Origin of the sequence: Actinoallomurus sp. NBC_01490 (assembly GCF_036227085.1) — a bacterium.
GTDB lineage: Bacteria > Actinomycetota > Actinomycetes > Streptosporangiales > Streptosporangiaceae > Actinoallomurus > Actinoallomurus oryzae.
Map to the genome: position 1 here is coordinate 2,843,059 of NZ_CP109433.1, position 13,290 is coordinate 2,856,348.

Consider the following 13,290-nt stretch of genomic DNA (forward strand, 5'->3'; position numbering starts at 1 on the left):
CGAAAGGAGAAGTCGTGGGCCGTTCGTACGTGGTCACGGGAGGAGGCCGGGGCATCGGCCGGGCGGTGGCCGAGCGTCTCGCTCGCGAGGGCGGCACCGTCGTGGCGATCGAGCGCGATCCGACGGCGCTGACCTGGGTGGACGGGCAGGTCGGCGCAGGGCGTGTCATCGCGCTGGCCGGGGACGCCGCGGACGAGAGCGTCGCCGAGCGCGCCGCCGACCTCGCCGAGGCGGCCGGGCCCCTCGCCGGCTGGGTCAACAACGCGGCGGTGTTCGGGGCGGCGGCGTCCTTTCACACCGTCCCGGTGCGGGGGATCCTCGACCGCGTCTCGCTGAACCTCGGCCTCGCCCTCGTCGGCTGCGCGACGGCCGTGCGGCGTTTCCTGGCCGCCGGCACCCCCGGCGCCATCGTCAACGTCTCCTCGCACCAGGCGCTCCGCGCGGTCCCGGGCTGCGTGCCGTACGTGACGGCCAAGGCCGGGATCGAGGGGCTGACCCGGGTGCTCGCGGTGGAGTACGGGCGGCGGGGGATCCGCGTCAACGCGGTCGCGCCGGGGTCCGTCGGCACCGAGCGGTACGCGGACTTCCTCGCGGGTCAGGCACCGGACGACGCGGCGTGGATCGAGGAGGAGATGGCCCGCGCTCATCCGGCCGGCCGCGTGGGCCGGCCGGATGAGGTCGCGGCGGCGATCGTGCATCTGCTCTCGGAGGACGCGAGCTTCGTGACCGGCGCGACCGTGCCGGTGGACGGCGGCCGCTCGGTGCTCGCACGCGATCCCGAGGCGCTGGATCAGTAGATGACGCTCAGGTATCCGTTGGCGACGAGCCACGTGACGTTCAGCGTCGAGGGCGCGCCGGGGAGGTAGGCGCTCATCAGCACGTACTGCCGGCCTCCGCCCCGCTGCTGGAACGCCGGCGCGATCGGTCCCGCGTCCACGTCGAACGCCCGGCTCACCCGGTACAGGTGGTAATTGCACAGATGTGACGGATCGCTGCTTTTCGTGTTGAGGCTGTCCGGTGGCAGCGCGCGGGCGCCGAAGGCACTGCCCGCCGGGGCGAGAAAGGTGCCGTACGGGCTGCCGAATCGGTCGAGAAGCGAGCCTTGGGGAAGTGTCTCCCGTTCGCGAAGAACGCGGCCGTTGCTCCAGCCGCCGGAATGGGCGAACCCGAGATCCGGGGGATAGCGCCAGTAGGCCGGATTGGCCGTCTCGTCCCAGTAGCGGGTGATGAATTTCGCCGGGCTCAGCCCTCCGTACCGGACATAGCCGCGGACCAGGGATCCGAAATAACCGACACGAGGCAGATGTGCGGGGCCGAGCTCGCCGTGGTCCTTCACGTACGGGCTGCCGCACGCGTCCGGCGTGGAACGGACCGCCGTCCGGGCCGCCGCCGCGGCGGCCTCGGGCGTCCGCGGCACGTCGGGGCGGGCCGCCACCAGGGCCGGAAGGGTGTGCGGCCGCTCCACGGCCGGCCGCTGCACGCCCGGCCGCTCCATGGCGGGGCAGGCCGTGCCGGTGCAGGAGCCGTCGGCTCGCGCGCCCCGGTCCGGTGGCAGCGCGACGGCCGCCAGGACGCTCGCGGCGCCGAGCGCCGTGGCGGCTGTGATACGTCCTCGAATGCCCTTCATTAAGCCCCCTGTCGCATTTCTTCCGTGCCCTCGTGGAACGAGGTCGCCGGCGGCTCACGGTACAGAAATGCGCGACCGAAAAGTCTGTCGAGGAGAAAAGCCCGGATTGTGGCCTGTCGCGGCTGTTCAACTTTGTGTTGCTGTCATTTTTACCGGGTGATCTGGTATTCGGCCGACGGGCTCGGGTATCACCCTTACGTGTCGAACGGAAACGCTGTCGCGGCCGTCCTCCTGACGGCCGCCATTCTCACCGGGATGCACGAGGCGCGCGGAGGCTCCGTGCGCCGGCACGTTCCCCACCGGCACTGGTCGAACTCCGCACACTGGTCGAGCCCCGAGCGGGTCGAACTGGGCAACGCGACCATCCCGGTCCACGCGGTCCGCCGGCGCACGTCGCACACGTCTTCAACCTCGCCGTCGAGCGTGCGCCCGGAGGGTAAGAGCGCCGTGGTCCACCGGGCCGGCGCCGAGGAGTCGCCCGAGATCATCATCGGCTACGTCGATCCCGAACACGGCCCGGCCGCCTTCCACCGCCTGACGAAGGTCGCCGAGGGCGACCGGGTGAAGGTGGTCCGGCGCGACCACAGCGTCGCCTGGTTCAAGGTCGACTCCGTACGCCGGCTGGAGCGGGCCCCGTCCGGCGACCGGCGCTCGGCCGACGCGGTGAGGCACGCGATCGCCCGCGAGCGTTCGGCCACCGGCCGCCCGGAGCTCCGCCTGATCTCCGTACGCCGCGGAGCGGACCCTCCGCGCGGTGACACCCCGCGAAACGTCGTCGTCTCCGCCCATCTCGACCGCCCGTCCGGCTGAGGCGCAACCGGTAGGGTCGGCATGAGGAGGGGCGATGCCGACCCGAGACGACGAGCGGGCCACGCGAGAGCCGGTGGTGCTGGCCATTCCGGGCACGCTCTGCGCGCCCGCGGTGTTCCGGCCGCTGGCGCGACGGCTGGCGGGCCAGGCCGAGTTCGACGCGGTGTCCTGGATGACCGATCCCGGTCCCTGGGACCTCGGCGCGATCGCCGACCGGCTCGGCGCGCGCATCACGCGGCGGCACGGCGCACCGGTCGTGGTCGTCGGCCATTCCACCGGCGGCGCCATCGCGCTGCGCCTGGTGGCCGGGCACCCCGGGCTGGTGGCCGGCCTGCTGCTGGCCGACACCGGTGCGCACATGCGGGGCCACGGTGACGTGGACGCCATCCTGGCGGCGCTGGCCGACGACTCGGGCCCGCGGTTGCACGCCGGCGTACTGGACCGGTCGTTCGCCACCCCACCGGATCCGGCGTTCCGCGACGAGCTGCTCGCCTACGCCGCCCGGGTGCCCGTCCAGGCGGCGCTGGAGGCGTTGCGCAGCCAGCGGGACCTGGACCTGACCCCGGGGCTGGCCGCGATCGACTGTCCGGTCACCGTGGTGCACGGCCTGCGCGATCCGGCGAGAACACCCGACCAGGCGCGGGAGCTGGCCGCGGCCATCCCGGGCGCGCGGCTGCGCCTGCTCGACACCGGGCACACCCCGGTCTACGAGGCCCCGGACGAGGTGGCCACCGAGCTGCTCGCCCTGCTCGCGCGCCGGCACGAACGCCCGGTGTCGTCCTGATCGACCGCGGGGTCGCGAACCAGCAGGCCCGGCATCGTGATCGTGTGCGGCGTGTAGCGCGCCAGGCCCGCGCGTAGGACGCGGCGCAGGCGTTCGGGCGCGCCGAAGGCGAGGAACAGTTTGCCGGTCGCCGTGCAGTACGCCGGCAGCCGTCCGCCGACGCGGGAGATGATCGGCATCGACCGGCGTCCGCTGACCTTCTCCAGGAACAGCGTGTCGATGCCGTCGAGCATGCCGATCAGGCCGTTCGCGACACCGCCCGCGACGTGCAGGTTCACGAACGACGGGCGGCCGGTGGCGCGGGCGTGCCCGTCGGCCATCGCCACCACGGACGCCTCCTGCAGGCCCAGCACGTACGACAGGTCGGGCACGCCGGCCAGGGCGTCGATCAGCGGCAGCTCGGTCGTCCCGGGGTCGCCGAAGATCCGGCGCACCCCCTCGCCACGGACGATCTCCAACAGGGCGTCGATGAGTCTCATCCGGTGAGTTCCTTCCCGAGCCGGTCGGCGACCCTGGCGGCCGGCGCCATGATGGTCAGGGACGGGTTGACCGGCAGGGACGCCGGGATCAGCGAGGCGTCGCCGACGTACAGTCCGGCGACGTCGTGGGACCGGCCGTTCGCGTCCACGGCCGAGCGCGCGCGGTCGGACCCCATCGGCACGCCGCCCTGCATGTGCGTGGTGCTCAGCCCGGTCCACAGGACCTCGCGGGCGCCGGCGAGGGCAAGGCCGTCCTGCTCGCCTCCACCGACCTGGCCGAGCTGGTCGACCTCTGCGACCGCGTCCTGGTCTTCCGGCGAGGCCGCATCACCGAGGAGATCGCCGCCGAACTGACCGAACAGAACCTGAGCCTGGCGATGAACGCGTCACCGGGGGAGGAGCCCGGTGCGGCTCAGGAGCCCAGGTAGCGGAGGACGGCGAGCACGCGGCGGCTGTAGCCGCCGTCGCGGGGCAGGTTCAGTTTGTCGAAGATGGCGTTGACGTGCTTCTCCACCGCGCTGAGCGAGACGTGCAGGCGCGTGGCGATCGAGGCGTTCGTGTGGCCCTCGGCCATGTGGGACAGCACGTCGCGTTCGCGGGCGGTGAGCGTCGCCAGCGGATGGGTCGTGCGGGCGAGCAGCTGGCGGACCACCTCCGGGTCGAAGGCCGCGCCGCCCGCGCCCACCCGGTCCAGCGCGTCCAGGAACTCCTCGACGTGGGCGACCCGGTCCTTGAGCAGGTACCCGACCCCCTGGGTGTCGGAGGTCAGCAGCTCGGTGGCGTACCGCTTCTCCACGTACTGCGACAACATCAGCACGCCGACGCCCGGGTGGCGGCGCCGGATCTCCAGTGCCGCGCGCAGGCCCTCGTCGGTGTGGGTGGGCGGCATGCGCACGTCGGCCACCACCACGTCCGGCGGGTCGGCGGCCACCGCGGCGAGCAGTGCCTTCGCGTCGCCGACCCCGGCCACGACCTCGTGGCCCTCCTCGGCGAGCAGCCGCGTCAGCCCCTCGCGCAGCAGCGTGGAGTCCTCGGCCAGGATCAGCCGCACGGCAGCTCCGCCTCGATCACGGTCGGCCCGCCGGCCGGGCTGGACACGGTGAAACGCCCGTCGAGCGCCGCGACGCGCCGGGCGAGCCCGGCCAGCCCGCCGCCTCCGGGGTCGGCGCCGCCCGTACCGTCGTCGGTGATCCGCACGACCACCATCGTGCCGTGTCCGGCGATCGAGACGTCGATGCGGGCCGCCCCCGCGTGCTTGGCGGCGTTGGTGACCGCCTCCCGCACGGTGAAGTAGGCCGCGGTCTCGACCGCGCGGACCGGCCGTTCGGGCAGGTCGTAGTGGATCCGCACCGGTACGGGGCTGCGCTCGGCCACCGTGGCGAGCGCGTCGTGCAGGCCCAGTTCGTCCAGCGCGGCCGGATAGACGCGCCAGGCGATGTCGCGCAGCTCCTCCAGCGCCCGCTGTGACTCGTCGTGCGCCTGCCCGAGCAGGTCCTGCGACCCGTTGCGCCGCGCCCGGCCGATCAGCATGCCCAGGGCGACGAGGCGCTGCTGGAGGCCGTCGTGCAGGTCGCGCTCGATCCGCCGGCGTTCGGCGTCGACGGCCGCGACGATGCCCGCCCGGCTGGCCGACAGCTCGGCGATCCGGCGCCGCATCAGCTGCCGCTCGTCCGGGCCGAGGAACCGGCGGGCGGCGCCGCGTTCGAGCGCGCCCACCGCCACCAGGCCGGCGAGGTCGAGGAAGAGCAGCACGGCCGCCGCGACGGTGAGATAGAGCACGATCGGCCAGGTCGGCGCCATGCCGTCGGGCCGCCCACCTGAGATCCACGCGGCGAGCACCCCGATCGCGCTCACCGCGCCGTACCCGCCGAGGAAGATCACGACGCCGCCGAGCAGCCCCACCGGGCAGCGGGCCGCGAGGTACGCCACGCCCCGCCGGAGGTCGTACTCGCCGAGGTCGCCGACGCCGAGGAGCGCGGCGAGCCGCCACCGCTCGGCCCGTACGAGGACGCCGAGTGGCGGCGTACGGCCCAGCACGATCACCGGGACCGTCGCGACCAGAGCCACCAGGGCGGCCACGGCGGTCACCGCGCCCAGCGCCGCCCCGAGCACGAGCCGGAGCCCCGGCAGGACGACACGCGTCACGACCGGGCTCGGGAACGCGTCAGCCGGGTCACCACGAACCAGCCGACGGCCAGCACGGCCACGATCACCACTGCCTTGGACACCAACCCGCCGTACTCCTCCACCAGCCGCCAGTTGTCACCCAGCCAGTATCCGGCCAGCACGAACACGGAGTTCCAGATGAGGCTCCCCAGCGCGGTCAGGGCCGTGAACGTCGCCACCGGCATCCGTTCGATCCCGGCCGGGATCGAGATGAGGCTGCGCAGGACGGGAACCATCCGGGCCAGGAACACCGTACGCGCCCCGTACCGGGCGAACCACGCCTCCGCCCGGTCGATCTCGTGCGCCCGCACGAGCGGGATCCGCTCGGCGATCGCGCGGGTGCGCTCGCGCCCGAGCAGCGCCCCCGCCGCGTACACGACGAGAGAGCCGAGCACCGAGCCCGCCGTGGCCCACGCGATCGCCGCGGCCAGGCTCATCCCGCCCTGCCCGGCGGTGAAGCCCGCGAGCGGCAGGATCACCTCGCTCGGCACGAAGGGCAGCACCGTGTCCACCGCGTTCGCCAGACCCGCCCCGGGCGCGCCGAGGGACTCCATGAGATGGGCGGCCCAGCCGGCGATCCCGCCGGCCGGTGCCGCACCGTTCGCTTCGATCATGCGGTCAACGCTAGAAATCGGCAGGTCAGCCCACCATGAGGCCGACCGTCGACCTGGGGTGCGGAAAACCGCAGTACGCCCGTGTCCCGCCTTACCGCGAGGGTGGGCGAAGGCCGTCCATGAGGACGGTGATGTAGGCGCCGGTGAGTTGTTCCGTGGGCCGGGAGCGCGCGATCGCGTAGGCGGTCTCACCGATCAAGGTGGTGGCGACGGCGGGGTCGAGGTCGGTGCGGATCGCGCCCTCCCGTCGCGCTCCGGCGAGCATCTCCTCCACGGTGCGGACGAGGTCGGCTCGCAGGGCCGCGGTGGCGGGCAGGTCAAGGCCGCTCAGCTGGTCGTTGATGGCGTGGTGCGCCGACTGGAAGGCGATCAGCTCGGCGAGGAAGGTACGCAGGGCCTGCTCCGGGGCCGCCTCGTGCAGCAGGTCGCGGGCGCGCTGGACCACCGGTTCGAGCAGGCCGGCGACGGCGGCGTCCAGGAGGGCGTCCTTGCCGCCGAAGGCGCGTACGACGGTCGCCGACCCCAGACCGGCTCTCTGGGCGATGGCCTCGACGGTGAGGCCGGCGCCCGGTTCGGACAGCAGCGCGGTGGCGGCGGCCAGGGCCAGTTCGCGGTTGCGTACGGCGTCGGCCCGCCGGCGGCGTCCAGAGTCGGTTGACAAGTGAAATGCCCCTTCCACATAATCAAGTGGAATGTGTATTTCATTTATATTACCGAGGGGAACCCGGTAAACGAACGAATCCTGATCTCCGGAGCGAGCATCGCCGGGCTGACGCTGGCGTCCTGGCTCGCCCGGCACGGCCTCCGGCCCACCGTGGTCGAACGCGCTCCCGCGCTGCGTGCCGGGGGCAACGGGGTCGACGTGCGGGACCAGGCCGTCACCGTGGCGGAGCGCATGGGGATCATGGAGGACGTCCGTGCCGCGGCCGCCGACGTACGGGGCATGAAGTTCGTCGACGCCGACGACCGTGCCGTCGCGCGCGTCGCCGTCGGCGAGCCCGGCGCGGTGGAGATCATGCGCGGCGACCTGGTGGCGCTGCTGCGCGGGACGGCCGACGTGGAGTACCTGTTCGACGACTCGGTACGGCGTCTGGACCAGGACGACGACGGCGTGACGGTCACGTTCGAGAACGCGCCCGCCCGCCGCTTCGACCTGGTCGTCGGCGCCGACGGCATGCACTCCACCGTCCGCCGCCTGGCCTTCGGCCCCGAGGAGCGGTTCGTCCGGTTCCGGGGCCACTACTTCGCCTTCGCGGACGCCGACGCGTCGCTCGGCGAGGACCGCTGGGTGACGATGTACAACCGGCCGGGACGGATGGCCGGGATCTACCGCTCCGGCAACCACGCCCAGGCCAAGGCGTACTTCGTCTTCCGCTCGGCGCGGCCGGCCTACGACCCCCGGGACCTCGCGCAGCACCGGCGCCTGCTCCGCGAGGCGTTCGCCGGCGACACGTCCTGGCACACGAAGGAGCTGCTCGCCGCCGCCCTCGCCGACCCGGACTTCTATTTCGACGCCCTCGGCCAGGTGCGCATGGACTCCTGGTCGACGGGCCGGGTGGTGCTGACGGGTGACGCCGCCTGGTGTGCCTCCCCGGCGTCGGGTGCCGGCGCGGAGCTGGCCCTGGTCGGCGCCTACCGGCTCGCCGGCGAGCTCGCCGCCGCCGGCGGAGACCACCGGGTGGCGTTCCCCCGCTACGAGGCGGGCCACCGGTCGTTGGCGGACAAGAAGCAGCAGATCGGCCCGAACGTCCGGATGATGGTCCCCAGGACCACCGCGGGCCGGATGCTGCGCGACGCCGTCGCCCGTTCACCGCTGCCGCGCGTCATGGACGCCCTCGAACAACGCCTGCGGACGGGGCCGCGGCCGCTGCCGGAGTACGCCCCGGCCCGTTAGGAAACCGGAAGGGTGGTTTCGCGGAGGGTGGCGTGGACGGCCCGGACGGCCGGCGACCTCCATCGGGACGACGGCGCGGCCAGCCACAGGTGCTGGCTGGCCAGGCCGGCGGGCGGTCGCAGCTCGACGAGCCGGCCGTCGGCGAGCTCGTCGGCGACCGTGACCGTCGGCAGCAGGGTCACGCCGAGACCGGCCGCGACACACCGCTTCAGCGTCTCGATGCCACCGAAGCGGGGCGGGGTCGCGGTGGGATCGGTGGCGGCGATCAGACCGGCGAGTTCATCACTGTAGGAACAGCCCTTCTCCAGCAGGAGGATGTCGGCCGCGGACAGCTCCGCCGGCGTGATGGGACGATGCCGGGGAAGGCCGGTGGTGGCCGCCGCGACCAGCGACAGCCGTTGGGCCCCCAGATCCACCAGGTCGACGCCGGGCGGGTGCACGGAGGGCTCGAGCATCAGGGCCAGGTCGGCGCGACGGTCGGCGAGCGCGGTCAGCGCCGTCCGCGTGTCGGCGGGGAACAGTGACAGGCTCACGTCCGGGAACCTCGTCCGCACCTCGGGCACGAGGGGCGCCAGGCGGTAGGCGCACACGGACTCCGGCGCACAGACCCGTACCGGGCCGGTCGGCGCGGCGGCGGCGGTGGTGAGCTCGGTGAACATGCGTTCCTCCAGGTCGAGGATCCGCTGGGCGTGCTCGGCGAGCAGCGAACCGGCACGCGTAGGGGAGACACCGCCCGGGTGCCGGTCGAGCAGCGGCGTTCCCACCATGCGCTCCAGCGCCTGGATGTGCGTGGTGACGGTGGACTGCACGAATCCGAGCTCCGCCGCCGCGGCGGTGATCCCGCCCGCGCGTACGACGGTGAGGAAGCTGCTGAGCAGACGTGTGTCCATCGACCATCCCGATGTTATTGATCAAAATTCATCGTTGGACGCGATGTCATCCTAGGGAGCAGACTCCCGGGCATGAACGACACCGCACAGCAGAAGAGCGAACGATCGGCGGTTCTGCGTTACACCGCCTTCGACGTGGACGGCCAGGGCGGTAACCCGGCCGGGGTCGTCCTCGACTCGCGGGGGATGGACGCCGCGCGGATGCAGGAGATCGCCGCCGAGGTCGGATTCTCCGAGACCGCCTTCCTGCTGGACGACGGGGACGCCGGCGGCTTCCGGATCCGGTACTTCAGCCCCTTGGCCGAGGTGGCCTTCTGCGGGCACGCGACGATCGCCACCGCCGTCGCCCTGGCCGAGCGGCAGGGGACCGGAGATCTCCGGCTCGTCACCTCCGCCGGGGAGATCGGGGTGGAGACGCGGCCGGCGAACGGCCGGATCCTCGCCACGCTGACGAGCGTCGCCCCGGCCGTCGGTGAGGTCGCCGAGGCCGACCTCACCGACGCGCTGACGGCCCTGCGCTGGAACGCCGCGGACCTCGATCCCGCGCTGCCGCCGCGCATCGCGAACGCGGGCAACGATCACCTGGTGCTCGCCGCGTCATCCCGGGCGCGGCTGGCCGACCTCGACTACGACCAGAAGTCGCTCGGCGAGCTCATGGCGCGCCGGGGCTGGACGACCATTCACCTCGTGTGGCGGGAGACCGAGACCGTCTTCTACGCACGCGACCCGTTCCCGCCGGGCGGGGTCGTCGAGGACCCCGCCACCGGCGCCGCCGCCGCGGCCTTCGGCGGCTACCTGCGGGCCCTCGGACTCATCACACCTCCCGCCGAGTTCACCATCCACCAGGGACAGGACATGGGCCGGCCCAGCCGCCTGCTCGTCGAGGTGCCGTCCGGGACCACCGGTGGCATCAGGGTGAGCGGCACGGCGGCCCCCATCCCCGGCTGAGCGTCACACGGCTCTTGGCCTGCGGTCCGTACCGCCGCAGTCGATCTCGCCGGCGATGGCGGCGCCGCCACCGACGGTGGACAGCGCCTCCAGCCCGGTGCGCTTGGTCTCACGGCGTGCCTACCTCAGGGAGAAGGTGCTGAGTCGCAGGTCGCCGCGGAACACCAGGTAGACGTCGTGGCGGCCCTTCGCGCCGTGCAGCGCGGCGGTCGTGGTCGCGTACCTGTAGACGTCCCCGGTGGCGGCCGCCGTGGCGGTGCCCGCGAGCGGACCGGTCGGCGAGTCGAGGTGGACCTCGATGGAACCGCCGCCGGCACTCGCCGTCGATCCGGTGAAGGTCGCCGCGCCGGCGCCGAGCGACACGTCGGTGAACCTCAGCCAGTCGCCGCCGGTCGCGCCGACCGCGTCACCGCGCTCCTTCGTCTCGTCGACGAGCCGGACGCCCTGGTAGTCGTCGAAGTCGACCGCGCGGGTCGGCTTCGCCAGGTCGCGGGCCGGGATGATCTCGCCGTTCACGCGCAGCGCGGCCCGCTGCCGGATGTCGGCCGACGAGGCGCCAACGAGCACGTCGTACGTCGATGTCTCGACGACGTTCCTGTCCCGCGTGACATCCCAGTGCGCCAGGTCGGCGGTCTGGAACGTCAGCCGTACCGTCGCGCTCTCGCCCGCGGCCAGGTGGACCCGCTGGAAGGCGCGCAGCTGCCGGACCGGCTCCTTGTCGCGGGAGGTCCGCTGGTGGGTGTACAGCTGGACCACCTCGTCACCGGCTCGTTTCCCGGTGTTGGTGACCTTGACGGTGGCGGTCACCCGCCCACCGGCCGAGCTCACCCGCAGGTCGCCGTAGCGGAACGACGTGTACGACAGGCCGTGGCCGAACGGGTAGAGCGGCGTGCCCTTGTAGTACTGGTACGTGCGGTCGGACTTGATGATGTCGTAGTCGAGGAGGTCCGGCAGGTCGCCGTCGGAGCGGTACCAGGCCTGGGTGAGCCGCCCCGCCGGGTCGCTGTCGCCGAAGAGGGTGTCGGCGACGGCGTGCCCGGTCTCCGCGCCGGCGTGCGTGGTCCACAGGATCCCCGGGACGTTGGCCTGCTCCCAGTTCAGCGTGGTCGGGTAGCTGTTCTCCACCACCACGACCGTGTGAGGGTTGGCGGCGCGCACCGCCTTGATCAGGTTCTCCTGGCTCTCGGCGAGGGCCATCGTGGTGCGGTCGTGGGCCTCCCGGCCGTTGATGAACGGCATGCTGCCCACCACGACGACCGCGGCGTCCGCGCCCTTGGCCGCCTTGACGGCCTGGTCGGTGCCGCTACGGACGACGTCCCTGCTGAAGTGCGACGCCTCGTCCTTGGTGGCCAGGACGAGCGTGCCGTCGTCGCCGGCCCTGAGGTACCTCTTGTCGCCGTACCAGGACTCGTCCGTCTCGTAGCCGGCGTACCGCAGCAGGTAGCTCCCGTCGTTCTGCTTCTCCAGGGTGAACATCTGCTGGACGTACCAGCCGTTCGGCTGCGCCTGGTCGTTGACGATCGTGTCGCCCCCGTTGTAGCGGCCGGCATATTCGCCGTTCGCGACGCTGCGCAGGGTCAGCTTCCCCTGGCCCCAGTCGAAGACGTCGAACTGGGTGGTGGTGTCGGGGCTGGTGGCGCTCTCCTTCAGCGCGGCCCCGGACGGGCCGGTCCCGGCGGTGACGTACTTGCCGGTGTCGACGTCCTTGAGCGCGATGCGGTCGGTGCCCTCGCTGTCGGTGACGGTGCCGGTGGAACCGAGCCGCTCCCTGATGCCATCGAGCGGGGTGACCTCGTACGGCAGCGCGGCGGAGTACCAGTCGGTGTAGAGGGTGTTCTCCAGCGGGCCGACCACCGCGACCTTCGTGCCGGCCCGGGCGCTCAGCGGCAGGGCGTGGCCGGAGTTCTTCAGCAGCACCGTGGCCTGGTCGGCGGTCTGGCGGGCCAGTTTCCGGTGGGCCGGGCTGTCGATCACATCGGTGCCGATCCGGGCGTACGGGCCGCCGTCCGGGTCGAAGTCGCCCAGCCGCACCCGGATGCTCAGGATGTGCCGCACCGCGGTGTCCACGTCGGACTCCTTCAGCAGTCCGGTGGACAGCGCCTCCTTGACGGCCGTGGTCGTCGGGCCCGCGTTGGTGTCGTCCGTGGTGAAGCTGTCCAGGCCCGCCTTGAGCGCCGCGGCGTCACCCTCGGCCAGGGTGGGGTAGTACTTCTCGCTCCCGACGAGGTTGTTCGGGGCCCCGGCGTCGCTGACGTTGAGCAGGTCCCGCCGGGTCCACGTCCGTACGACGTCGTTCAGGTCGGGGCTGACCGTGTTGGGCCGCCCGTTGACCAGGTTGTAGGAGGCCATGACGCCGGTGGCCGCGTCGGCGGAGATCGCGGCGGAGAACGCCTTCCGGTCGTACTCGTTCTCCACCCGCGGCCGCAGATCCGAGGAGGTGGTGTCCCGGTTCGCCTCGTTGTTGTTGGCCAGGTAGTGCTTGAGCACCGGCGCGGCCCTGAGGTGGTCCGGGTCGGGCCCCTCGATGCCGGAGCCGTACGCCGTGGAGATCGCGCCGGTCAGGTACGGGTCCTCGGAGTACCCCTCCTCGTTCCGGCCCCAGCGGGGGTCGCGGAGCAGGTTGACGACGGGCGCCCACAGTTGCAGGCCCCACACGTCCGGGTTGAGCGTGTTGTATCCGCGAGCCTCGTCGCCGACCGCCGAGCCGACCTGCTTGATCAGTGCCGGGTTCCACGTCGAGGCCAGGCCGACGGCCTGCGGAAAGACCGTGCCCCGCGCGGTGACGACGGCGCCGTTGTTGTGAATGTCGGTGGACCAGGCGACCCCGTGCAGCGCCTCGGTGCCCGTCTTGAACGCCTTGACGCCCAGGCGGGGAATGGCCGGCTCGTACTGGTGGAGCAGTGACACCTTCTCATCGAGGGTGAGCCGCCCCAGCAGATCGTCGACACGGGTGCTGAGCGACAGCTTCGGATTCTGGAAGGGATACGTGGTCTTGGCGTGGGCCGGACTGCTCACCCCGACGACGGCCAGCAGGGCCGCCGCCAGGGCGCGTCCATAACTGAGGGACACGGTGACGAC

At 72.5% G+C, this 13,290-nt stretch carries 15 protein-coding genes; 6 read left to right on the forward strand and 9 right to left on the reverse strand.

All coding sequences use genetic code 11. The features are described 5' to 3' along the window. Positions 1–14: 14 nt before the first annotated feature. The gene (locus OG417_RS13800) at positions 15–797 is read left to right on the forward strand and encodes an SDR family NAD(P)-dependent oxidoreductase (protein WP_329255224.1); all 783 of its coding nucleotides are present in this window, start codon (positions 15–17) and stop codon (positions 795–797) included. On the opposite strand, the gene OG417_RS13805 is transcribed toward OG417_RS13800, so the two are convergent. After that, on the reverse strand, positions 791–1,627 hold the full coding sequence (locus OG417_RS13805; protein ID WP_329255227.1) for a TNT domain-containing protein: 837 nt from the start codon (positions 1,625–1,627) through the stop codon (positions 791–793). The genes OG417_RS13800 and OG417_RS13805 overlap by 7 nt on opposite strands. Before the next feature lie 198 nt (positions 1,628–1,825). Between OG417_RS13805 and OG417_RS13810 the strand changes: the two genes are divergently transcribed. Then, entirely contained in the window at positions 1,826–2,437 is a 612-nt protein-coding gene (locus tag OG417_RS13810; RefSeq protein WP_329255230.1) for a class F sortase, read from the forward strand. 34 nt (positions 2,438–2,471) lie between these two features. Beyond that, positions 2,472–3,221: an alpha/beta fold hydrolase gene (locus tag OG417_RS13815; RefSeq protein WP_329255233.1), complete on the forward strand. Its 750-nt coding sequence runs from the start codon at positions 2,472–2,474 to the stop codon at positions 3,219–3,221. Here the strand turns inward: OG417_RS13815 and OG417_RS13820 are convergent. Together OG417_RS13820 and OG417_RS13825 are read right to left on the reverse strand one after the other, a co-directional pair. Continuing rightward, complete coding sequence (locus OG417_RS13820) at positions 3,143–3,700, reverse strand: thiamine pyrophosphate-binding protein (protein ID WP_329255235.1); 558 nt, start codon at positions 3,698–3,700, stop codon at positions 3,143–3,145. The genes OG417_RS13815 and OG417_RS13820 overlap by 79 nt on opposite strands. After that, a complete protein-coding gene (locus OG417_RS13825; protein ID WP_329262267.1) occupies positions 3,697–3,876 on the reverse strand; it encodes a GMC oxidoreductase in 180 nt (59 codons plus the stop codon). Before OG417_RS13825 ends, OG417_RS13820 begins: the two co-directional genes overlap by 4 nt. Before the next feature lie 18 nt (positions 3,877–3,894). Here OG417_RS13825 and OG417_RS13830 point away from each other — a divergent pair, with 18 nt between their 5' ends. Further along, complete coding sequence (locus OG417_RS13830; RefSeq protein ID WP_329255237.1) at positions 3,895–4,128, forward strand: hypothetical protein; 234 nt, start codon at positions 3,895–3,897, stop codon at positions 4,126–4,128. Here OG417_RS13830 and OG417_RS13835 read toward each other — a convergent pair. From OG417_RS13835 to OG417_RS13850, 4 genes are all read right to left on the reverse strand, one after another. Further along, a complete protein-coding gene (locus OG417_RS13835) occupies positions 4,113–4,751 on the reverse strand; it encodes a response regulator transcription factor (RefSeq protein WP_329255240.1) in 639 nt (212 codons plus the stop codon). The genes OG417_RS13830 and OG417_RS13835 overlap by 16 nt on opposite strands. Next, on the reverse strand, positions 4,742–5,845 hold the full coding sequence (locus tag OG417_RS13840) for a sensor histidine kinase (protein WP_329255244.1): 1,104 nt from the start codon (positions 5,843–5,845) through the stop codon (positions 4,742–4,744). The genes OG417_RS13835 and OG417_RS13840 overlap by 10 nt, the downstream gene beginning before the upstream one ends. Beyond that, positions 5,842–6,480 carry a DedA family protein gene (locus tag OG417_RS13845; protein WP_329255246.1) on the reverse strand — a complete coding sequence of 213 codons (639 nt, stop codon included), beginning with the start codon at positions 6,478–6,480 and terminating at the stop codon, positions 5,842–5,844. Before OG417_RS13845 ends, OG417_RS13840 begins: the two co-directional genes overlap by 4 nt. Positions 6,481–6,571: 91 nt before the next feature. Further along, positions 6,572–7,141, reverse strand: a complete 570-nt coding sequence (locus tag OG417_RS13850; RefSeq protein WP_329255249.1) for a TetR/AcrR family transcriptional regulator — start codon at positions 7,139–7,141, stop codon at positions 6,572–6,574. A gap of 33 nt (positions 7,142–7,174) precedes the next feature. Here OG417_RS13850 and OG417_RS13855 point away from each other — a divergent pair, with 33 nt between their 5' ends. Next, positions 7,175–8,374, forward strand: coding sequence for an FAD-dependent monooxygenase (locus OG417_RS13855; RefSeq protein WP_329255251.1), 1,200 nt, complete (start codon positions 7,175–7,177; stop codon positions 8,372–8,374). Here the strand turns inward: OG417_RS13855 and OG417_RS13860 are convergent. Next, entirely contained in the window at positions 8,371–9,264 is an 894-nt protein-coding gene (locus tag OG417_RS13860) for a LysR family transcriptional regulator (RefSeq protein ID WP_329255254.1), read from the reverse strand. The genes OG417_RS13855 and OG417_RS13860 overlap by 4 nt on opposite strands. 72 nt (positions 9,265–9,336) lie before the next feature. Between OG417_RS13860 and OG417_RS13865 the strand changes: the two genes are divergently transcribed. Further along, positions 9,337–10,212, forward strand: a complete 876-nt coding sequence (locus tag OG417_RS13865; protein ID WP_329255257.1) for a PhzF family phenazine biosynthesis protein — start codon at positions 9,337–9,339, stop codon at positions 10,210–10,212. 120 nt (positions 10,213–10,332) lie between these two features. Here the strand turns inward: OG417_RS13865 and OG417_RS13870 are convergent, their stop codons facing one another. Further along, entirely contained in the window at positions 10,333–13,281 is a 2,949-nt protein-coding gene (locus OG417_RS13870) for a glycoside hydrolase family 3 protein (RefSeq protein ID WP_329255259.1), read from the reverse strand. Positions 13,282–13,290 lie beyond the last annotated feature (9 nt).

What these genes read in the sequence shown, in the direction of transcription:
- OG417_RS13805 (WP_329255227.1), bottom strand. Translation starts at nt 1,627, where the DNA reads ATGAAGGGCATTCGAGGACGTATCACAGCCGCCACGGCGCTCGGCGCC.
- OG417_RS13815 (WP_329255233.1), top strand. Translation starts at nt 2,472, where the DNA reads ATGCCGACCCGAGACGACGAGCGGGCCACGCGAGAGCCGGTGGTGCTG.
- OG417_RS13820 (WP_329255235.1), bottom strand. Translation starts at nt 3,700, where the DNA reads ATGAGACTCATCGACGCCCTGTTGGAGATCGTCCGTGGCGAGGGGGTG.
- OG417_RS13825 (WP_329262267.1), bottom strand. Translation starts at nt 3,876, where the DNA reads ATGGGGTCCGACCGCGCGCGCTCGGCCGTGGACGCGAACGGCCGGTCC.
- OG417_RS13845 (WP_329255246.1), bottom strand. Translation starts at nt 6,480, where the DNA reads ATGATCGAAGCGAACGGTGCGGCACCGGCCGGCGGGATCGCCGGCTGG.
- OG417_RS13860 (WP_329255254.1), bottom strand. Translation starts at nt 9,264, where the DNA reads ATGGACACACGTCTGCTCAGCAGCTTCCTCACCGTCGTACGCGCGGGC.
- OG417_RS13865 (WP_329255257.1), top strand. Translation starts at nt 9,337, where the DNA reads ATGAACGACACCGCACAGCAGAAGAGCGAACGATCGGCGGTTCTGCGT.